The sequence below is a fragment of the Nitrospira sp. genome, assembly GCA_024760525.1.
In the GTDB taxonomy this organism is placed as follows: Bacteria; Nitrospirota; Nitrospiria; order Nitrospirales; family Nitrospiraceae; genus Nitrospira_D.
The window spans coordinates 3,163,242-3,182,657 of the sequence record CP060499.1; the positions used below are offsets into that span (position 1 = coordinate 3,163,242).

22 protein-coding genes are annotated in these 19,416 nt (G+C 54.0%); 1 reads left to right on the forward strand and 21 read right to left on the reverse strand.

Translation table 11 applies throughout. The features are described 5' to 3' along the window. Window positions 1-86: 86 nt before the first annotated feature. The 19 genes from H8K04_14885 to H8K04_14975 all read right to left on the reverse strand — a co-directional run bounded on the left by H8K04_14885 (window position 87) and on the right by H8K04_14975 (window position 15,411). Window positions 87-746 carry a hypothetical protein gene (locus H8K04_14885; protein ID UVT15094.1) on the reverse strand — a complete coding sequence of 220 codons (660 nt, stop codon included), beginning with the start codon at window positions 744-746 and terminating at the stop codon, window positions 87-89. 274 nt (window positions 747-1,020) lie between these two features. After that, window positions 1,021-1,338 (reverse strand): PilZ domain-containing protein, encoded by a 318-nt coding sequence (locus tag H8K04_14890; protein UVT15095.1) that lies wholly within the window; start codon window positions 1,336-1,338, stop codon window positions 1,021-1,023. Window positions 1,339-1,548: 210 nt separating this feature from the next. Then, complete coding sequence (locus H8K04_14895; protein UVT15096.1) at window positions 1,549-1,698, reverse strand: hypothetical protein; 150 nt, start codon at window positions 1,696-1,698, stop codon at window positions 1,549-1,551. A 111-nt stretch (window positions 1,699-1,809) separates the two neighbouring features. Then, window positions 1,810-2,439, reverse strand: a complete 630-nt coding sequence (locus tag H8K04_14900) for a PDZ domain-containing protein (protein UVT15097.1) — start codon at window positions 2,437-2,439, stop codon at window positions 1,810-1,812. After that, window positions 2,439-2,987, reverse strand: a complete 549-nt coding sequence (locus H8K04_14905; GenBank protein ID UVT15098.1) for a trypsin-like peptidase domain-containing protein — start codon at window positions 2,985-2,987, stop codon at window positions 2,439-2,441. Before H8K04_14905 ends, H8K04_14900 begins: the two co-directional genes overlap by 1 nt. Before the next feature lie 161 nt (window positions 2,988-3,148). Next, window positions 3,149-3,589, reverse strand: coding sequence for a Slp family lipoprotein (locus tag H8K04_14910; GenBank protein ID UVT15099.1), 441 nt, complete (start codon window positions 3,587-3,589; stop codon window positions 3,149-3,151). A gap of 311 nt (window positions 3,590-3,900) precedes the next feature. Beyond that, window positions 3,901-4,338 (reverse strand): response regulator, encoded by a 438-nt coding sequence (locus tag H8K04_14915; protein UVT15100.1) that lies wholly within the window; start codon window positions 4,336-4,338, stop codon window positions 3,901-3,903. A gap of 205 nt (window positions 4,339-4,543) precedes the next feature. Continuing rightward, window positions 4,544-5,119 carry a hypothetical protein gene (locus tag H8K04_14920; GenBank protein UVT15101.1) on the reverse strand — a complete coding sequence of 192 codons (576 nt, stop codon included), beginning with the start codon at window positions 5,117-5,119 and terminating at the stop codon, window positions 4,544-4,546. 289 nt (window positions 5,120-5,408) lie between these two features. Continuing rightward, window positions 5,409-6,113: a DUF3047 domain-containing protein gene (locus H8K04_14925; protein ID UVT15102.1), complete on the reverse strand. Its 705-nt coding sequence runs from the start codon at window positions 6,111-6,113 to the stop codon at window positions 5,409-5,411. A 521-nt stretch (window positions 6,114-6,634) separates the two neighbouring features. Further along, on the reverse strand, window positions 6,635-6,871 hold the full coding sequence (locus H8K04_14930) for a hypothetical protein (protein ID UVT15103.1): 237 nt from the start codon (window positions 6,869-6,871) through the stop codon (window positions 6,635-6,637). Between the two features lie 606 nt (window positions 6,872-7,477). Beyond that, window positions 7,478-7,759, reverse strand: coding sequence for a hypothetical protein (locus H8K04_14935; protein ID UVT15104.1), 282 nt, complete (start codon window positions 7,757-7,759; stop codon window positions 7,478-7,480). A gap of 383 nt (window positions 7,760-8,142) precedes the next feature. Then, the gene (nhaA, locus tag H8K04_14940; protein ID UVT15105.1) at window positions 8,143-9,360 is read right to left on the reverse strand and encodes a Na+/H+ antiporter NhaA; all 1,218 of its coding nucleotides are present in this window, start codon (window positions 9,358-9,360) and stop codon (window positions 8,143-8,145) included. A 144-nt stretch (window positions 9,361-9,504) separates the two neighbouring features. Continuing rightward, the gene (locus tag H8K04_14945; GenBank protein UVT15106.1) at window positions 9,505-9,693 is read right to left on the reverse strand and encodes a hypothetical protein; all 189 of its coding nucleotides are present in this window, start codon (window positions 9,691-9,693) and stop codon (window positions 9,505-9,507) included. Between the two features lie 187 nt (window positions 9,694-9,880). Further along, the gene (locus tag H8K04_14950) at window positions 9,881-10,069 is read right to left on the reverse strand and encodes a hypothetical protein (protein UVT15107.1); all 189 of its coding nucleotides are present in this window, start codon (window positions 10,067-10,069) and stop codon (window positions 9,881-9,883) included. 212 nt (window positions 10,070-10,281) lie between these two features. Then, a complete protein-coding gene (locus H8K04_14955; protein ID UVT15108.1) occupies window positions 10,282-10,458 on the reverse strand; it encodes a CsbD family protein in 177 nt (58 codons plus the stop codon). Between the two features lie 897 nt (window positions 10,459-11,355). After that, the gene (locus H8K04_14960) at window positions 11,356-11,577 is read right to left on the reverse strand and encodes a hypothetical protein (GenBank protein UVT15109.1); all 222 of its coding nucleotides are present in this window, start codon (window positions 11,575-11,577) and stop codon (window positions 11,356-11,358) included. 549 nt (window positions 11,578-12,126) lie between these two features. Continuing rightward, the gene (locus tag H8K04_14965; protein ID UVT15110.1) at window positions 12,127-12,606 is read right to left on the reverse strand and encodes a thermonuclease family protein; all 480 of its coding nucleotides are present in this window, start codon (window positions 12,604-12,606) and stop codon (window positions 12,127-12,129) included. A 788-nt stretch (window positions 12,607-13,394) separates the two neighbouring features. Further along, window positions 13,395-13,880, reverse strand: a complete 486-nt coding sequence (locus tag H8K04_14970; protein UVT15111.1) for a thermonuclease family protein — start codon at window positions 13,878-13,880, stop codon at window positions 13,395-13,397. A gap of 94 nt (window positions 13,881-13,974) precedes the next feature. Beyond that, a complete protein-coding gene (locus H8K04_14975; GenBank protein ID UVT15112.1) occupies window positions 13,975-15,411 on the reverse strand; it encodes a hypothetical protein in 1,437 nt (478 codons plus the stop codon). A 2,159-nt stretch (window positions 15,412-17,570) separates the two neighbouring features. Here H8K04_14975 and H8K04_14980 point away from each other — a divergent pair. After that, window positions 17,571-17,927, forward strand: a complete 357-nt coding sequence (locus H8K04_14980) for a hypothetical protein (GenBank protein ID UVT15113.1) — start codon at window positions 17,571-17,573, stop codon at window positions 17,925-17,927. Window positions 17,928-18,225: 298 nt separating this feature from the next. Here H8K04_14980 and H8K04_14985 read toward each other — a convergent pair whose 3' ends face one another. Both H8K04_14985 and H8K04_14990 read right to left on the reverse strand, forming a co-directional pair. After that, window positions 18,226-18,387, reverse strand: a complete 162-nt coding sequence (locus H8K04_14985; protein ID UVT15114.1) for a hypothetical protein — start codon at window positions 18,385-18,387, stop codon at window positions 18,226-18,228. Between the two features lie 71 nt (window positions 18,388-18,458). After that, complete coding sequence (locus H8K04_14990) at window positions 18,459-18,665, reverse strand: hypothetical protein (protein UVT15115.1); 207 nt, start codon at window positions 18,663-18,665, stop codon at window positions 18,459-18,461. Window positions 18,666-19,416 lie beyond the last annotated feature (751 nt).

Consider the following 19,416-nt stretch of genomic DNA (forward strand, 5'->3'; position numbering starts at 1 on the left):
AAGGCTTCGTAAAACGCACAGGCGTCAAAAGCGAAACCGCCGGAAAAGCTAAACCCGATGACCGGCCATGATACGCGCCATAGCCGCTATTTCCTGTTGGGTTGACGGGCAATCTGTTTTGCCACTTCGGCATTGCAAGACGCAAACTGCGATACCATTTCCTTCGAGTGTCTTCGGCTGAACCCTGTTCCGGAAGGCGTGGTCTCCGCCACACTCAGATCAAGCGGAACCAGCACATCGAGTCCATCCTTGGTCCGGTTAAACCCAATCGTGACTTGGGCACCGTCCACAATGTCTTTGAGGACGCTCAGGACTTTGTCGTCTAAAGCATAGGCAAAGATGCGTGTGCCGGGGGTGTCCGGCGCCTCATACTGAAGAAACTTGCTGGTCGCCGTGGTGCCATGAGGGGTTTGAAGATACGCGAAGTATGGGGCCTCGGCTTCCGCATCTGCGTGCGGCGCCATTGACGTTCCCAATTTGAATGACACGACGGCGGCAGTTTGGTCCTGGTTGGCCCAAAAGGTAATGTTTCCGACCAAGGCAACGAAGGCACCGCGCCGATAGGCCTGGTCCTGACCGACCACGCTAAAAACCAGAGAACAGCCTTGCCGTTTCCCTCCCGCTTGGACCGACTGAAACTGAACGCCGATGGTGCCCACAAGAGTTGAGAGGTCGGCGCCGTGAACTGCCGAATACGGCAGCAGAAACGTGAGAGGGAGAAGGATCTGACGCACCCATCGCGGCATCCTATTTACCCATTCTCCGGAAAGATATCTAACGTGTGAGGATCGGGCTCAGCGATGAGAACGGTCTGGAAGGACATGACGCGCCCCACTGAGGCGCGCATAAATACACTACTACGCCCGCATGCACCATCGGCAGCATGCCCTAGTGCAAGACGTTCAATGAGTAATCCCGTTCGAGTAGTCGGTTAGTATGTGGTGGTCGCCACTCGCTTGCGGTAGAGAAATACCCGAGGGAGTTCTAGAGCCTTGGTTTCAAGTTTGGGCAGGTCGCTGCTCATAATGCCTTCATCCGCTCTTGGATATAGTCATTCAGTCTCGCCTGTGACTCATCATCCATCACCAGCGTTTCGATACCGCACTCTTCTCCGCGCACCCATCGCACAATCCCGGCAGACACCGACACCCACTTGCCGGTCGACAGTCTGACCTTCATGGAGCACACCTCCCCGGCTTGTAGCCGCGCGTCGCCATGGATTTTCCACCCGCGAGAGGAGAGATTCGTGACCGTTCCGTGGGCACTATAGAATCGATTTTCATACCGCACAGGACAAAATGCAGGAACGCGACGGTAGGGCCGGAGGACATACGCCATAGCCACCTCGACGGGGAAGCCGATTGTAGGAGAGAGCAGAATCGATCTGCAAGCGGGCTTTAGGAGAGTGCCGGTCATGAACCGGCTGCCAAGAATATCTCAAGAGGGATCGGCGGCAAAACATCTCACGTGACGCACAGGCTAAGGACCTCCCAAACCAAGACCGAACCGCTAGGTTTGGCACGAGTTGGATCGACGCATGAGACGCGATCAGCTCAACCGTGCTTCAAGTTTTTCGATTCGGTCGGCCATGTCTATGAGAATACTCCAAAGGGCCTTCGTTGACGGTTCGTCAAGTTCTTGTGGCGCGGGGAGTTCTTTCGCCAGGTTTCTGAGCAGCTGCGCATTGGAATGTTGCATGAAGCTCCTCCAACTACTGTATTCAAGAGCACAAAAGCCTAGTGAGAAGGTGACGAGAAGTCAAACCGGGTTCGCCATGGCCTCCGGCGTGGCCGGCGTCTCACCCATACATCAGAATGGCACAACACCCATCTCTTGAAAGAGCGTCGGAGGCATATCAAGGTTTGGACGCGGTGCCGGGCTGGGTGGCGAGGGCCGCTCCCCTAATGTCACCGTTCGCGTGGAGGACCCGCCCCCTCGCATAATCGTGAGCTCCACAGACTGGGCGGCTTGTAATTGGTGGAAGACCTTCACGAACTGCTCTCTCGTATGCAGGGTCTGGTCGTTGATGGCGACGATGATGTCGCCCCCTAAGACCCAAGGCTCTCCTCCGATGACCACATCCAGTTTGCCGGCCCGCAAGCCGAGTTTTTCAGCCGGACTCCCGTCATCGATGTCGAGCACCAGCAATCCGTCGACCAGGGGCAACGCGAACAGGTTTCGCAATTCATCGGTGACGAATTTCCCTTTCACACCGAGCCACGGACGGATGACCCGGCCATGAGCGCGGAGGTCGGCGACAAGAGATTTGACGGTATTGATCGGAATTGCGAAACTGATGTTCTGAGCCTCCAGCATGACGTTTGCCTTGATGCCGATCACGCGACCATCAGAATCGACGAGCGGCCCCCCGCTATTACCGGGGTTGATCGGAACCGTCGTTTGAATGGCCTGCTGAAAGTTTTCCTGTTTGGTTCCCATCACCTTGCCAAACCCACTGACGATCCCCGTTGAAAAGGCGTACCCAGACCGAACGGATGCCCAATCGCCAGCACTTTTTGTCCGATTTCCAGTTTGTCGGAATCGCCTAGTTGAGCAGCCACCGCAGACCCCTTTGGCATGGCCACTCGGAGCAATGCCACGTCCGTCAGCGGATCGCTTCCCACCAGCTCCGCTGGAAGCCGTTTCCCATCATGCAAGGTGAGGGTGATCTTCGCAGTTCTATCGACAACATGGGCACTCGTGAGGATCACACCCTGATCGTCGAGCACGACGCCTGATCCAAGCCCTTTCCACGAGGCTTGCGTCACATGGTGGTGACTCACATAGGCGGAGGTGATCAGAACCGTCGATCTCGCAATATGTTTATAGACACGTATGTTGTTGAGTTCTTCAGGGGTAGTCGGCGTCGCCGCCTGCCCCGGCACGCTCGACAGGCCGAGATACAGACAGAGACTGAGCGAGAGGAGATTACAAGTACGCCAGCACCTGCGATACGGACGGCGACCGGTGAATCCCCCAGAAATCATGGTAGTCCTCCTCCTCGTCTGTACCGTTCTTTCATGAACAAAAGTGAACCTCAGGTGAGGCAGTCGTCTTCGGTACGCCACACCTTGTTGTGGCTCTATTTCTGCTGATCTCCGTCACGCAGGGCTGAGCCCAATTCCAAACTGATTTTGCGCCGATCCTGTCACGAGCTTTCGAAGCTCTGGTTCTCCGCACCTTGACTGTGACGAGGCGAAGAACCGGCTCGACCGTCTCCAAGACAGATAGTCCGTTCAGCCGGAGGATAGGCTTCTATACCGCCTGTCTCAGAAGAGAAATACTTGTTCTTGACGCCCTCGGTATTCCAAATATGAAGGCATTGCGCCCTCAGGTGCGGCAGTACTCGTGGAGCGTCGCCGAACATTTCCGGACCAGGCCGATAGGTCGTGCCGATCACAATGAGCCGATTGCCTGTTTGCAACATGCTCGGCTCCACAGACCCTGTGAAGGTGACCGCAAACCATGGTGCGCTGTCTTGTTCAACGCTCATTGGGCTCGTTAGGGAATTCCCCTCGACAGGCCTCTCTTCAACCAGAATGACCAGGCGAGCAGGTTTCTGAATGACTCGTATGATCTCACCGGCCAACTCCACCTTGTGAGAGACGAAGGTGAGGCTGGACGGGTGATAGGCTCTTCCTCCCAGGCCTTGACCTCAAAGGTGTTGGCTTCGACATCCTTCATCACTGCCGGGGGAAACATGGGAGTGGCCGTGCACGCGCTGAACGATATCGGCATTGCCGCCAATCCTAGAATACGCATGGTGCCTCTCCTTTCTGCCGAATACCGGACTAAGACGCCATTTGATAATCTCGATTCGGCCCGCTGAACCCACGCTTGTGGAATGCCCCCTACTCCTCAATATGCCGACATGACTGTTCTTTCTAGAGCTCTCACCACTCATCGTGGTTCCATCTCCAATTGGTGGGAAGTGATACCCGTCTGATCGGGGTGGGGAATTAGTCTGTCGGGGATGACCTCGTTGAGAGCATGGATCAGTTTTTCTCTCTCGACCGGCTTAGGCAGACACGCGGCGGCTCCCTGAGTCATCGCCAGCTCATCAATATCAGTTGCGAAACTACCGGACATGAGAAGGACGGATAGCTCAGGCCACACCAGATGACATTGATGGAGGAGGTCGAGGCCATCAAGGTACGGCATGTGGAGGTCGGTGATCACGGCGTCAAAATGACGCCGGTGGAGTTCCCTCCAGGCCCGCAGTCCGTCCGCGACCGCCACCACCGCAAAACGGTACGGTTCCAGTTGCTCGAGGAGGAGACGCCGCACCGCCTCTTCGTCATCGACGATTAATACGCGCCTACCGTATCCACTCATCATGACCTCCTTCCATCAGGAATACGTGCTTATGACTGGATCTGAGGTCGGGGTAGAGGAAACAGGAGGGCGACCTCCACCCCGCACTCGGTCCGAGCTGGGAGGCATAGCGCTCGGACGATCAGCATCATTGGTATTCCATCGAAGCGATCGATTTCACATTCCAATCGTATCCATCGGCCCATTGTCAGGGAGAGATTGCCGTTTCCTATGAATGTACGCCCACGGCCGTATCCCGATTGACGGCCGACTCGTGACGGCTGAGCCCATTTCCACAGGCCGGTCCGTGATGTTTATCCCGGTGATGGCGAGGAGTTCGCATCTTCGTATTCCAGGATTCGCGCTGTTCCGGCGTCAGCACGGCGAGCGCCGTCCGGATCGCCTTCACCCGATCAAGCCGCTCGGCCGTGGTGGCCGCTTCGGACTTCCGCAGCGCTCCCTCGATGGCCGGCAGTTCCGATTGAGGATTCTTGATGAGGCTTCTCACGTCCACTTCCGCCAGTTCCACCGCCGCCTGGTTCCGAATGCGGGTCTTGGCATAGTCTGCGGCGAGGGATTCGATCTTTCCGACTTGCTCCGCGGAAAGATTGAAATCCTTTTGGCTATATAGGAGCACGCGGAAGGTTCGGCCGGCGAAATCCTTCTGGTGACCTCCATCATAAAACGTCGCGCCTCCTGGGCCTGGATGCGAACGGCCTTCGCTCGGAGCGAGCAAGACGGCGGCCAGGCCTATGCTTGCCACACACAGGGGCATTGCCCACCGATATAGTCGTATTTGCAACATGAGATCTCCCTGTCTATGGGCAGAACCCTATACCGCTGGATGTTCGGGTATGCGCGCTCCCCTGGCTTAACAACTTGTTCTACTCATTAGACGGAGCGAATGGCGGAAAGGTTACAAGCGACGGGGCGTAGATGGGTCGTAACCGATCGAGGAGGGCAGGACAATCCGGACGGGACAGAGGGTCTGTAATGGTATGCCGCCGCGCGGGAAAGTACTTGTAGTTGAACTGTAGCTAGTTGCGAGCCGATGGTTCAACCCGGATAGCCCATGTCCGCGAAGTCTCGCCGATTCACTGGGTGAACTCGATCTTTCTGATGAACGACTTGGCGACGCCGGTACCGTTCGCGTTGGCCGTGTCGATGGCGAGCGCGATACCGCTAATGTCCGGAGCTTCTCTGCCGAACACCCGCCGGAACGTGTCGGCGAACGGGAAGTCTGTCTCAACGGTCGCACCCAATTGCGGCCGCTCGACACAGATGAAGCGACCGATGGCATGATGGTAGCGCCCCTTGAACGGCTTGTTCGTCGCCTCGGTTTCACAGAGATAGAGAGCGAGGAAGTAGGGGCTGTCGGGAATGAACAGTGACCCGCTTGAGTGGCGCTCCTTGCCAAAGAAAATGTAGACCATAATCGCTTCGGCGCGTGCCCCCTCCTCATACGAGGCACCGGAAGGAAAGGCGTGGACACCCCATTCGATGCGCACGCGCGAATAGTCGCGGACATCCATTTCGTTCAGGAGCAGGCCGAAGGCGCGCGTTTTCGTCTCGAGCGCGATGGCGCTCGGCAAGGCGGAATACACGACCCTTCGAACGTTTCTCGCGTCTTGTTTCGGCTCGAAGCCTTTCGATCCGAGCCAATTCAAAACAGATCCGCCGGAAAATCCTGAAAAGTCCACACCTCGCTTCAAGCTGTCCGTCGAGCGGGCCAAGTCAACCGGCGCTGTCATTGCCAACGCTACGATGAGGCCGATGGTGACCCAATGCTTGCCTGCCATGCGCTTCCTCCCAGTCGTACCATCTCAAGTGCGCCCGCTACTCCCCTCAGGGGACAGAGAGTCTCGTGTCAGCGCTGCTGCCGATCCTTCTCGGGGGTGGTTGACGCCAAGAATGCAGGTCAGTCCAACGCGCTATCTCGGACGCTGAGTCCATCAGTTCCAAAAATTATCTGCATGCCCGGATTTCGAACGATCATCGGAATAACCTCGGTTTCCATGAACGTTCGTAGTTGTCTTAGAGGCAGATCCTCCAAGACAGGGCGAAAGAATCCAAACTGGAAGAAGTGCTGACCATCGTGAAAAACTAACCGGTCTCGTTGCAAGCTATGCGGACGCACATCATAAAACCGCTTCCCGAGGCAATCCGTAATCAGCTGAACCTTCTCCGGAATATCGTGTCGGACGGGATTCACCGTCGTCCTCTCTCAGAATAGTTAGCGTCCAGTGTGCCTCCAGAAGTCGCATTTTGAGCGGCGCATGCTGCTGGGGATGGCAGTGGTTCGTGTTGACATGGTTTTGAGTTACGCGCTGTCGATTCGCTTCACGGCCATTTGGAGCGCCGCCGCCCTGGCCTCGCTCGGAGTCGCGAAACTTTCTTCGGTGCAACCGCTGTACGATCGAAAAGAGGTCTTCAACGCTTCAATCACGGTGAATGTACAACCCCAGGTTCCGCCTCCTTGCCGGTCAGGAGTCAACACAATTTGACGTCTCTTGTAGTACCCGGAAGTCGGGCGTGTGTTTAAGCTGTCATCGCTCATTCAACAACCTGCTCCTACCACGCGAGGAAGAATGTCGGGTGCAGCGCCACGGCATCGTACGCATGATTCTCCCGTAACCCGAGGGTTGCTCGGGGGAGACACACGTTTCAGTGCCGATATGTGGAATGTGGTCGAATAAGGATGAATTACTCCGGGTCATACGGAAGTCCTTCCCAACCTTGGACTCTGGTCAACTTGTAAACCTGTGTTTCCTCACATCGGAAACAATAGACTTCGATTGCCGGGGCGCCGTGCGAGCGTTGTCCAACATACCTGACCTTTGGTGTTCCAGTTGGATTGCATCGACAGACGATTTTGAAATACTCTCCTGTGTCCTCACCCGCTACTTGCATAAATGCCTCCTCTCTCAAGAGAACACACGGCTATGGCTGATCCCCACCACTGTTGGGACACTCGACTCTTTGCTCTTCGCCAAAATCCCCTTCTTCCCCATCTCCGCCCGGTGGGTCTCGAGCAGCTGTATGACGTGGGCCTTCGCAGAGCCGCGCGCATGGTCCCCTGCTCGCAATCGAAGACAGCGGTCATAGCAGGACCGACACGCCCAACATACCGCCGGACTATGGACGATGCTTGAAGGGAACCGGATTAGATCAGTGGTGGATGGAAGACCGATGTGAGCAACACGGGAAGATGCGGAATGGCATGCCCGTCGGCTTGGAGCCGTAACGCACTGAACGGACGAACTTCAGGCACCGGGGGAAGCACCGAGGGATCTTCGGAGTCCGCTTCTGTGAACACGTCGGCGGTGGTCAAGAGACTCAAGAGGGTCACCGGGACGTCGACGATCTGTATAGCCACACAGACACAAAGGAAGAGCACCACCCACGTTGAGCCCATTCGCTGACCACACAGCCTTAGGGTCTTCATCGTTCACATCTATCCGATCAAGCAAGCAGGGGCGAAGAATATCCTGTTTGCAAGGAGTTCGCAATGGGAAGAAATAGCACGTACTCAAGTGTCTGCCCAAGAAGCGACGCGCCTTTGTGATCGTGAATATCTGGGGGTTCATCGAGAATGAAAGATTGAAGCAGTTCGAGGGCCGAAGCGCTTGAACGGCGGCCGATCTTGGCACGATCACAAGGAATACGGAGCGGGCGCTTCACATGACCAGATCCCTTCCCCGGAAAACGACGATTCACGATCTACCAAACCCTTGGCACACTATTCGGCATCCCTCTTGACCCACAGTCGGCTGTCAGGGGCTTTCGACCAGACTTTAGTTTCGGCATGAAACCAGTGTATGGGCTTGGTCAGAGAGGCACGCCTCGCGCTTCTTCAGTCCTTGGCTTTCTCGTACCTGGCCTTTTGCGGAGTGTCAACCACAGCACCAGATATCCGGCCATCGCGGAGAGGAGTGACCCGAGGAGAATCCCAATGCGCTCATCGAACAGCGCAGGCCGCTGCAGTTCCTCAAAGGCGAGGGCACCGATAAACAGACTCATCGTGAAGCCGACGCCGCACAGGATGGCGACCCCATAGAGCTGGATCGCGGTGACTGCCCTCGGTAGGCGGGCGATCCCCAGCAGGATCCCCGCCATGCAGAACAGAAAGACCCCGAGCTGCTTGCCGAGAAACAACCCCAGCGTAATGCCGAGGGAGACCGGGTGGGTGAGACTGCCCAGGGACACCTCGCTCAGGGAGATTCCAGCATTGAAGAAGGCAAACAGGGGCAAGGTGACAAAGGCCACTGCCGTGTGCAGCTCATCTTCCAGGAAACGGAGCGGAGAATGAGCCCGATTCTTAGCATCAGTGAGGGGAATAAACATTGCCAGCAGGACGCCCGCAAGGGTGGCATGCACGCCGGACTTCAATACCGCGACCCACATCACGAGGCCCACCAAGGCATAGAGGGAAATGGCCGTCACGCCTTTACGGTTGAGAAGCAAGAGGATCATCAGGCAGCCACTAGCGGTCCACACCATGGCCGCAGAGAGGTTCGACGTAAAAAAGAATGCGATGATAAGAATGGCGCCGATATCATCAAAAATGGCGAGCGACACCAGAAACACCTTCAGGGAAAGCGGGACCCGCTGGCCCAGCAGGGAGAGGATGCCCAAAGCGAAGGCTGTATCGGTGGCGATGGGAATCGCCCACCCAGCCAGACCGGCTGGATTGTTGTAATTGACCCACCAATAGATACATCCTGGCACCACCATCCCGCCCAGTGCGCCCATGGCAGGAAGCCCCACATTGGCCATATCGGACAGTTCGCCTTCCAGGACCTCTCGTTTCAGCTCCATCCCGACCAGAAAGAAAAAGAGCACCATGAGACCATCGTTGATCCAGAGCAGGAGAGGTTTGTGAATCTGGAGACTCCCAAACTGAACCCCGACTGGGATCTGGAGCAGGCTCTCATACAGATGCTTCAGGTCGGTATTGGCGCAGAGCATGGCGAGTCCGGCAGCCACAATCAGCAGAATGCCGCCGGCGGATTCCAGTTTAAGGAACGTGCGGATGGTACTAATCATTTATAGCGTATGAACAGTTGCCTGCCGTTGTCCTAAGTCTTGAAGAATGGAGAAGGCTTTCGAGGGTCGGAGGATGGAACTCCTCTAGTGAGGAGCACCGGCAGCATGTCCGTTATTTGCTTCATTCCGCTCTATGGGCGCCTCTCATTTTGCTTTCGTGAGGAGTTCCTTCAGTTTGTTGTACCCCGGGGCATCTGGGTGGCAATAATGTTCGCTGAGGGAACCATTGCTGTTTCTGATCGAGATGCGAAAAATCTTGCCATGCGCCTCGATCTTGACCGCCTCCGTGATATTGAGGAAAAGATCTTTGCTCACCTGAACCATGTTGTCCATCACCCCTCCATCCAATCAATCATTTCTTCGCAAGTGTGTTCGCACGCTGCTCTCGGGCTCACCCTGCTGTCTCACGAGCGCCTGTGCATCGTGCACGCACCGGCTTGTAGAACGACTACACCAGGGCGCCGATTCACCGTCCAGCCCTATCCCTCCTCTCAACGATTCCTGAACCCCTGTATTGCACTCAGTGGATCTGCGGTGCGCGGAGGTAGGCTTTCAGCTGCTCTGAGTAATATTGAACGATCTTTCGCTCTTGAGGAGACAGCGGCGCATGGCCAAAGAGCATCGACGAGGAAAGCAGCGTTTCGCAGGAACGAATGAGCCCGTGGATTTCTTTGCGTAACGGAAAGAATGGACTGATAGACGCCGACATAGAGGAATCGCCTTTCTCACAAAGTGTCGGCGGTGGGCCTTCCGGGACCGGCGGCAAGATGTGCGTTGGATTGTAGACATGTGACAATACGTTCGGTGATGGCGTGAAGGATATCGAGTTTCGTATACGCACCCTGCAAGGCCGTCGCCGGATGTCTTCTTCCTCGCGGTCTTGGATGGCCGCTTTTCATGTCAATGGTTGGCCTATCTCCTTCAGACAGTTCTGATGGCCACTCGTACTTTATCTCCATATCGTTTTCGAAGCCTGCCGACAAATTTGTGGTAGTTTCCTCCGAGTTCATGCAAGACAGTCTTGGCTAATTTCCCCGACTGGTTTTGCAGCTCGCCTATGAACTGCACCCACTTCTCCTTGGACCGGTCATCGTTCATACCATCCTCCTCCATGCCAAACATTCAGTATTGGGAGTCAGCCGTCACGTCGTCGAACAATCAGACAACTCCGATCACACCACTCAGTGTCCTAGTCGCCTCCACCCGCAGACCAGGCTACTCAAGGCATACAGTCGCTCAGAGAAGCTCTGGTATCGGAGCGGCGGAGACTGAGGAATCGATCACGCTGAGAAGAACCAGGAAGCGCAAGAGATGGGACAGTCACCGAAGCTTTACACCGAACCATATTACCCTGGGCGTAATGGGCATCAGAGTCAAGCACTATAATATGATCTGGAGCAGTCGAGGCGACAGAGACGTTTGAAGTCAGCCTCAGAGAGGGCGCCAAGGCCGTCCTCCTCTTAATAGCGCTTGACTCCGGCGGCAAATGCGCTCAGGGTCATCGTATGACATATTGACCCGACTGTCCCATCTCTCGCGCATTGCCCTCCCAAACTCCGGCGCGTTTGATTCCTCAGTCTCTACTCCGTTTGTTCGAAGCACGACCGTCATCGCGTCCAGCCTCTGCAAAGTGCCTGCAGGACCGGAGAATCGCAGTTGGGACATCGGCCTATGGGATTCCGGATGCGCGCTGAACTGGTTTTACTTGCGTATGCAGTCGTGTGGGGGATTGTGTTTCTTGTGACTTTCCTGCTGACTAGATCACACTGAATCTGAAGACGGCTGAAACACCAAAACCAAACTCGCAAGAGAAGCGCTGTTCGCAGAGCCACCTGCCTCAAGTGAATGAGCCATAGCGGACCGAGCGCGGAGTTCAGCAATGTTACATATTCCTGATCAGCCACCAGTTATTATTTGCCTACGGCCCTCCTCACCTCTCTGACCTTTACCGACTGGACGATTCCCAACAGTCCTCAGAGGGTTGGACTTCTGTCCCTACTTGGCCCGATGCAGGTCGATTACCGTTCCTGCCTCATTTAGTTCCACGGTGACCATGGAGCCTTCAGCGATATTTGTGGCTTTCACCTCAAGTCTCTCTAGCGGGAACTCTTTATCGCCCTCGCTGGTTTGCAGCTTGACGATCTTCTTATCCCTCCCCATATAGACCAACTTCCCAGTCACAAATTGATGTTCACCTTCCTCGCCCTTGAGATGCATATCAATGACGAGATTATCCCCGTCCAGGATGAACGAGACTTCATCACCTGCTTTGAATGGTTCATGTCCGTGTCGCCGAGAAGCATTCTCGTTTGTTCAGTACGTAGTCCCGTTCGCTGTTTTGACTGCGAGCCCACCTGCTTTCGTCACCACAACGCCGGTAAGCTTCCTGTGGGTTGCGTCCTGTTCTCCGGCTGAAATCGCGGTAAGTGGAGCACACAGAATGAGCCCCATAAGTATTGATGCGACGAAGAACCCCTTGGTCTGCACCCGATCCTCCTCGGGTTTATCGGTTTAGGTATGACTTGACATGGAACTCGGTGTACGTCATTTCAAACGGAAGGAATGGAAGAGGCTGCCATACGCCACCGCCTTTCTCACACGGTGTCGCCGGGTGGCCTTCCATGACCCAACGGCAAGTTGTGGTTAGGTTGTAGGCCTGTAAGGCTACGCTCCATTACAAAACTGTCCATGCTCCAGATCCCTAGGCCGGACGTGTTCCTCGTGCGCTGTGATGATTCTCTGTGGGAGGAAGTCATGAAAACCTACTCATTTGTTCAGCTTCCGCCATGCCCATGGCGATACAGGAGACGGATCAACCCACAAGCCTCTGCTTGCGTCTCGGGCCTCGGCTTCCAGGGCTTCTAATATGGCGTTCCCCGGCGCATGCGGTCGATCCCACCAGCACCAGCCTTCTTTGACGAGTGTATGGTTGATATTGGTCCCATCGGCGAGCACGACATCGGCAAGGATACGCCCATATCGATCTTTGCCATGAATCTGGAGGCTGACCTCCAGCGCGAAGCTCAGGATAGAAATCACGTCTTTCGCGCTACTGCCGTAAGGCTGGCCCTCTGCCGGGCAGTCGATACCATACAATCGGACCTGATGGGATTTTCCATTATGTAGGATCTCGATGACGTCCCCGTTTACGACTCTCACCACTTCGCCGGTGAAGGGGTATGCTTTGGCGTCGCTGAAGAGAAGGAGCAATATTGCGATCAGGAATCGTAGAGTGAGAGCCGCCATATGAGCACCTGATCGGGGGTTACCTTAGACCGGCACGATAGCATTGCTCACATACGAGAAATGGTCAAAAGTGCACGCTATATAACTTCAACCTAATCCGTGAGCTGTGGTCTCTATATGAGATGAAATCGGCAGGCTTGGGGATAGCCGAGCGCAAACAGCCCCCTCAGATCCGGGGGAGACGTAAACAGAAGGCTGAACGAAGGAATTATGCTCATTTTGTGCTCAAGCCCACCCCTTACAAATCATTCCAGCTAACGACTGCTGGAAACCTACTCCGCCAAACAATACTCAACCGAACCGGTGCACCCACTCCGTGGCGGGCATTCCCGCTCCCTATTGGTTTGTAGCTGCCCTACAAAAGGAGGAGCAAGAAATACAGCTCTATCTCAATAGGAGGTGATATAGCTTGTATGTAACGCTTCTATGATCTTCCATTTGGAATAAGAGGTTTCATGATGATGTTTCGAACGACGCATTTTGAGCTGGAGATTGCCAACTTTTTGTTCCTTCGAACACCACTGCTTGGACGCCTGTATATGGGCCCAGACGCGGGATTTGGCTGGTGGATGCGGATCGGTCCGAAGGAGGTAGATTATTACCGTCGGGAGTATCTTGACAATGCAAGGCGACATTTACGAGCGAGAGCCTACAGTGATCGTAATGCATGGAAACTACCTCGTAAATATCTCTGACCACTGGCGGTTCACCGCTGCCTTTTCTGCATGCAGAACAACCACTAAACAATACAGACTCCGTAGAACAGCCTATTGAAACCTGTACATACTTTATGACGAAGGCCTTTGCTTACCCACGCTTCGCCACTCCCACGGTGGCACCGGTTTAGGATCACTCCATAGCCCCTTCCGCGCTAATCGTGCCTCATTCTCTAACGCTTCAAGAACTAGATCCTTTGGCGCGTGCTTCCGATACCACCAGCACCAACCCTCTCTGACCAACACGTGATTAACGTTGGTGCCGTCGGAGAGCTGCACCTCTGCGACGGTCCGCCCATATTTATCTTTGCCGTGGCTCTCAATGGTCACGTCCATGGAGAAGATGAGGTCTGAGGTGGCTTGCTGGGCATCGTTGCTAAACGGCTGACCATTCTCGGGACAATAAATCCCATGCAGACGGATACGTTCAGGCTTGCCGTTACGGAGCACTTCAAATGTGCCGCCACCCTGAACTGAAATTACTTGGCCGGTGAAGGGGAAGGCGTCTATGACCTGGAAGCAAAAGGACAGAGAGAAGAAGATGACGAGCAGTCTCATCAGGCTTGTCCCCGTGCGTTGTCTCCTTCGCGACCCGCTATTCCACTTCAATGATCGCGCCAAGCGATCACGAGTACCAACCGATACCTGATATCTATCTGGTAAAAATCTGGTCGAGTAAAAGCAGTCGCTGGTCGAGTTGTTTGCCAAGTTGTTCAAGCTCGCGAGTGGAATGCGAGTATAGATCTGGAAAATCTTTCTTGTCGGAAAGGCTAGCCATTTGCGCGGGAGTCAGTGTTTGGCGCTTAAGGTACGCGTCAAAGATATGTGTGATTCCCTTCAGGTCGGCAATCACCAGACGGTACTGCTCTTCGACCTCGGGATACGCTTTGACGATTTCATCATTGCTCGTCACCTGATAGGCTTGAAACATCGCGAGTTGCAGCTGTTTCCTGGCGTCTTGGAGTTTCTGCACGTCGTTACGCGCATCAACCTCATAAAATACTTCGATTGCCTGGGTGCATGTCTGCATGATTCTGGCGTTGTCTAATCGGGCAGCCAGCTTTGTCGAGGGATACAGTTTATAGGCTGCGCTTAACTCCCCTACCCTCCCATCGTTCGTATGGCGGATGTCACTAATAACTCCTCGCTCCAGATAACCAACAGACTTGGGTACATCGATAACTTGCAGTGACGGTTCTGGAGGATTGAGCTGCAAGTCGCGAAAGAACCGTTCCAATTCCATATGCAGTTGGATAATTTTGTGGCTCAGTTCCGTGGTTTGCCTTGACGATTCCTTAAAGCTATTCGTGAGAAGCTGTCCAATGTCTTTGGCTCGAGGATCTTTCTCGCCCATGAGAATTGGCATGATTTCCACCAGACGTTGATTGAGGCCATCCGTCCTGGAACGAATTCCTTTTGAGCAGGCCCTCCAATTATCGGCGTACTGATGATGTCGAGCGATGAGTCGATCAATCTGAACCAGCGCGTCGCGATAGCTGAGAGTCAAATAGTCGGCAGGAACGGTATACGGGTTCTCGAAACATGCTTGCCAGAATCCCTCAGTACTACGCTTTGCGTCCAACAAATCACTTATTGCCTTCACTGGGTCAAGAGATGGAGAGACTGCTCCATTGGGAACCACCATCTTGAAATGAAATGTTTTGACGGGTTCGTTATTGAATAGGACCGTCATGGAGTACGATCCTGGCGGATCTCCAGGTGCAACGGTCCAAAGATTCCATATGTTTCCTTGTTTCGTAGGTGTTCGAGCTTTCGTCAGGGTAATCGTTCGTCCATCCTTCGATAACTTGGCTTCTTTGGGAAGCGCTCTGGGTCGATCAGGAAGCGTGATTATTTCGGTTACGACAACTTGTTGATTGGATGGCGCTTTCGCGATGTACCCGTAACTGGTAAGTTCCGGGATCAGAGGAACTTCTAACGCGCTTTGTTGCCACTGCCATTTGTCCGACACCATAGCTCGGGTGCCGACGACAAAATTGATATCCCCATCAAATGCCCATGATGGCGTGGTTAGCGCGAGGTCTGTCCAGACGACGAATATGAGGAGGAGCCACCGAGCGTGTCGCATATCCTATCTTCCAATCAGAACCCTCGCACAGAGAAGAACCATCACGGTCCTGGAATTATTTCACCAAGCTTCAGATCACATACCGGAGTGCCTATCGCATGTAAGAACATTTGGTACTCGGGAACGACGCAGAAAATCAGCCGGTAGGTCATGAGGCACCTCAACTGGGGGGCGTATTGTAGGAGGGAACGCCTGTACGGTGCAAGGGAGCCCTTAGAGTGGCGACCTTGAAATGATTCACCGCCTTGACCCTGGGTACACATACTGAAACGCTTGGTTTGATGTACTCCTGGGAGCACAAGGATATCCAGTTCTACGAGCGGCCCGCTGTCGGCTATCAGGTTTTAACTGGAAGAGGCGATCGGACAAAAACCGAGTGCTCTAATAGCGCCGCCTACAGTGGAGGGGGAACGAGTGTCAAGCCCTTCGTCTCCTAAGCACCCATCAACATCGAAGCACCTTCCGAACCTGGGGAAGAAATCAGCGCCTAGACGCACCCCGTCCTGAGTTCCCACCCAAAGAGGCATAGACCACACAAGCCGGCTTGCGTACAGTTTCAGTGTCGCAAACGTCGCAATAGCAACGAAGGGAGGCGATCATGGGTCTGCGGTGGGTTAACGTAGTTGGCGTTGTGATGTTGGTTCTCGCGCTCGTTGTGAATAAAGTGGTCTATCTGAACGTATGGCACGACTCTAACCTGTACTTGATTGCTGTCGCGATAACGTACCTCGTGGTTGCCCTTTGCCTCGCATCTTGGAGAGGGACAGATCACCTACAAGCCTAATCCCTGAAACCTGCCTCACCGATTCCTACGAAGGGGACACATCCCCTTCGCATCCCTCCAGGTCGTTGGTTCAATTCTCTTTCTGGAGCTGACGAATGGATTGGAACCAGCAACCTGCGGTTTACGAATAGAGGAGAGATGGTTTTCTAAAGGTTCAGTGTTTTAATGGTTTCCCCACTTCCATCAATATATCGAGCGCATAGGCAATTTCTACTGTCTGCATAGACTCCAACTGGTCTCGCCTTTTGAAGGCCGTTTTTATTGCAACCTTAACCCAACCCTTTGAGGTGAACCCCTCTGTTGCGACAGCAGAATCAGCACACTTTGGTTGCCATCACTCGCCAACGAGCCAGGTGAGGAAACGATAGACGAACGGACTGTCCACGAGCACCGCGATACCCCACCCAACAAGGAGGAGGACGAGGATGATCCTGAAAAATTGGATATTGGTTATGGGTTCCGGGGTACGCTTCATGTCAGGCAAGTAGCTGAACAGGAAGGAGGCTCCCAGCAAGAAGGAGGCTCCCAGCAAGGAACGCACGACTTTGGCGGTGTTTTGGCGGTGACCATTCCACTGCCTCCGTTCCCCGTAGGCGTCAGTTATGGTCAGCGAAACAGCGGGTGCATTATGTGCGGGTATTTCGTGAATCGCAAGAAGCCCTTACAGGGATCGAAAGGCCGCCACGGAGAGGCTAGACGGGGGATAATGCGAGTGAATGACTAACATGCTATGCACGCCAGGCAAACGACATTGTAGGGATATTGCTGGCTAGACCGAGGAAGGTTTTATCGTAGCTTATGCATATGAGCGAGAAGGAGAGTGGCCTCAACTACATACTAGAAGAGTATATGGGGTTTGCAACACCAAAGGGGAAAGGCCTGATAATCGACGAGACTCAAGGTAGCCCAGAGATGCCTAAACGAAGAGGAAAGTCGGTCTGTTAAGAGAGCAGGAAACTTTGCAGTAACCATGGACACGTAATGATGAACGGCGTCGTGCTCCAACTTGCTCAGTTCGCGCATTCGACGAAGAAAGCGCAGAGTACAGGAGCCGCTCGCAGGAACGGATGTATTCTTCGAACTCATTACGTACGTGAGAGAAGGGCATGGGCGATGAGGTCACCATGGGGAGCACCGCCTTTCTCGCCAGGTGTCGGCGGTCGGGCCTTCCAGGAGGCCATCGGCAGGTTGTGGGTAGGACTGTAGGCCACCAAGGCTAGGCTGCTTTAGCAGATATGACGATAGGGCAACATTGTAGGGATCTTCCTGGGTGGACTGAAGCCGATACAAGTGTATCGTACAAGCATAGGTGAGATGGAGAGAGTTCAAAGTCCTTATGCATTGCGTCCAAGAAGCTACCAAAGGAGGGTCGAATATGAGACTCATTTCCAAGACAATAGGAACGGCATTGTTGGCAGTTCTGTTTTGCGCGGGCTTTTCAACGGTCGCGCTGTCAGTAGACCGTGAGGTCTATGACAAACCGGAGGTGCAGACAGGGAAAACCATCAAAGGTAAGGTCATGAGTGTGAATGTGGACGAGAAGGCTTCACAGACGTGGCATGTGTCGATAAAGGATAACGACACCGGTCATGTGGTAGTTCTCCATGTGGACAAGACGACCACAAGGAAGGACATCATGTTGAGCCCCGATTTAGGAGACAATGTCATCGCAAAGTATAATGAGCAGAATCATGCCATCTCTTTTCTGACGGATCAAGCCATTAACCGCTGAGACCCACTGAGGTGGGTGCTGAAGGGTCCAAACGGTAGACCTCCCTCCCCCTACCGATTGGGGCATTCAACCGATAGGATGGGAACAGAACAGCGCAGTGGAAACATGATGAATCCGGTAGCAGAGACGCTATCGGAAACATGATATACAAATCGTACTGTTCGGGGAGGGCTCCGTTCTTGAAAAAGGATGGAGCTTTCTTTTTTGGTGTGGTGGTCAACAACTGTACAGTGGTAACGCCCCAACGACGGTTCAGGCACTTCTCGAGATGCTGTAAGCCCCTTCCCAGACAGTCTCGTTAAGCGATGGATTCCTGATGCTGATCGATCTTCCGTGACAGTTCATGGACAAAGCTCGTGAGTTCAAGGACGGCTTTGTAGGACTTGTCACGCTCTAAGCCCTCCGCCTCTCGAAGTCGGAGCTCAAATTCCTCCATCCGTTTTGACAGTTTGCTCACCATGGTGCGATTCCCTTCTCTCAAACGTCTGGGACGTGTAAGTGAGAGAGATTTCGTGACACATTTCTCCGCTTCTATTCGGTATACGCCATCCGCATCACTGCCATATAGTTCTCAAGCCGCAACTGATCTAGATCGCTGAAATAGCAGTCACGCTCAAAGGCGTTTGTCATCTCAAGACTTGCACGAATAAAATTATTGAAGATGATCTGATCCATTGTGCCGCTTCTCTGGTCGATCTCGACTCCGATGTCCGTGAGCTGGTGCAAATTCCTAGTCATGGCCCCGCTGTCCAACCAGTGCGCAAGGTTCGAGAGAGTCAACCAGACATTTTGCTTCTATCAGGGCGGCCACTTGGGCTTCGTCACGGGATGTGCACCTGCCGTCAGAACAACCTTTCGTGTATCCCCATCGCGTGGTGTCGAATTGCAGAATAATATACCGACAGCTCCAGGTCCCATCTATGTGTTGACTCGGAGTTCTCAACTCGATCCAGTGTCTCTTATAGTCCGGCATTATTCCTCTCCTTCACTACGCAGTGACCAGCCTGGAAAGTTCTGAGCGATCTTCGACAGATAATACTGAATGAGTTCGGCTTTAATGTAGGTCAACTCCTCGACTTTCACCTTACTGTCGAGCAGGGCTTCCGAGCACACCATGTATTGCGTATTGCCGAATTTCTTCTCGGAGGGACATGGGAGAGCCGCCCTTTCTACGAACAGGGTCGGCGGTCGAGCTGAGGAAGACGCTCTGCAACAGCGCTTAGGTGGAAATGCTGCTTTACGGTAGTATCTTAGGAGGTGTCTGGCATACTAGCAATTGTCCTAGGCTCGAACATCCACATGAAGCCACTTTTCTCTGTTATCCCGAACGCCTCGAATACCAGCCTCAGTTCCCACCACACGATAGAATAGACCCATCAAAGCCGATTTGGCCTCCACCGGCATGTTGGTAATGGAGCAGGGATAAAGCCGACGCTGCTGTAATCTTCAGCAACACCGGGGTGCTTTCGCTGCTCCGGTCATACGAATC

Bases quoted from the DNA above. Each gene is read 5' to 3' on its own strand.
- H8K04_14885 (UVT15094.1), bottom strand. From the start codon at position 746: ATGCCGCGATGGGTGCGTCAGATCCTTCTCCCTCTCACGTTTCTGCTG.
- H8K04_14890 (UVT15095.1), bottom strand. From the start codon at position 1,338: ATGGCGTATGTCCTCCGGCCCTACCGTCGCGTTCCTGCATTTTGTCCT.
- H8K04_14895 (UVT15096.1), bottom strand. From the start codon at position 1,698: ATGCAACATTCCAATGCGCAGCTGCTCAGAAACCTGGCGAAAGAACTC.
- H8K04_14900 (UVT15097.1), bottom strand. From the start codon at position 2,439: ATGGGAACCAAACAGGAAAACTTTCAGCAGGCCATTCAAACGACGGTT.
- H8K04_14905 (UVT15098.1), bottom strand. From the start codon at position 2,987: ATGATTTCTGGGGGATTCACCGGTCGCCGTCCGTATCGCAGGTGCTGG.
- H8K04_14915 (UVT15100.1), bottom strand. From the start codon at position 4,338: ATGATGAGTGGATACGGTAGGCGCGTATTAATCGTCGATGACGAAGAG.
- H8K04_14920 (UVT15101.1), bottom strand. From the start codon at position 5,119: ATGTTGCAAATACGACTATATCGGTGGGCAATGCCCCTGTGTGTGGCA.
- H8K04_14925 (UVT15102.1), bottom strand. From the start codon at position 6,113: ATGGCAGGCAAGCATTGGGTCACCATCGGCCTCATCGTAGCGTTGGCA.
- H8K04_14930 (UVT15103.1), bottom strand. From the start codon at position 6,871: ATGAGCGATGACAGCTTAAACACACGCCCGACTTCCGGGTACTACAAG.
- H8K04_14935 (UVT15104.1), bottom strand. From the start codon at position 7,759: ATGAAGACCCTAAGGCTGTGTGGTCAGCGAATGGGCTCAACGTGGGTG.
- nhaA (UVT15105.1), bottom strand. From the start codon at position 9,360: ATGATTAGTACCATCCGCACGTTCCTTAAACTGGAATCCGCCGGCGGC.
- H8K04_14945 (UVT15106.1), bottom strand. From the start codon at position 9,693: ATGGACAACATGGTTCAGGTGAGCAAAGATCTTTTCCTCAATATCACG.
- H8K04_14950 (UVT15107.1), bottom strand. From the start codon at position 10,069: ATGTCGGCGTCTATCAGTCCATTCTTTCCGTTACGCAAAGAAATCCAC.
- H8K04_14955 (UVT15108.1), bottom strand. From the start codon at position 10,458: ATGAACGATGACCGGTCCAAGGAGAAGTGGGTGCAGTTCATAGGCGAG.
- H8K04_14960 (UVT15109.1), bottom strand. From the start codon at position 11,577: ATGCATCTCAAGGGCGAGGAAGGTGAACATCAATTTGTGACTGGGAAG.
- H8K04_14965 (UVT15110.1), bottom strand. From the start codon at position 12,606: ATGGCGGCTCTCACTCTACGATTCCTGATCGCAATATTGCTCCTTCTC.
- H8K04_14970 (UVT15111.1), bottom strand. From the start codon at position 13,880: ATGAGACTGCTCGTCATCTTCTTCTCTCTGTCCTTTTGCTTCCAGGTC.
- H8K04_14975 (UVT15112.1), bottom strand. From the start codon at position 15,411: ATGCGACACGCTCGGTGGCTCCTCCTCATATTCGTCGTCTGGACAGAC.
- H8K04_14980 (UVT15113.1), top strand. From the start codon at position 17,571: ATGAGACTCATTTCCAAGACAATAGGAACGGCATTGTTGGCAGTTCTG.
- H8K04_14985 (UVT15114.1), bottom strand. From the start codon at position 18,387: ATGGTGAGCAAACTGTCAAAACGGATGGAGGAATTTGAGCTCCGACTT.
- H8K04_14990 (UVT15115.1), bottom strand. From the start codon at position 18,665: ATGACTAGGAATTTGCACCAGCTCACGGACATCGGAGTCGAGATCGAC.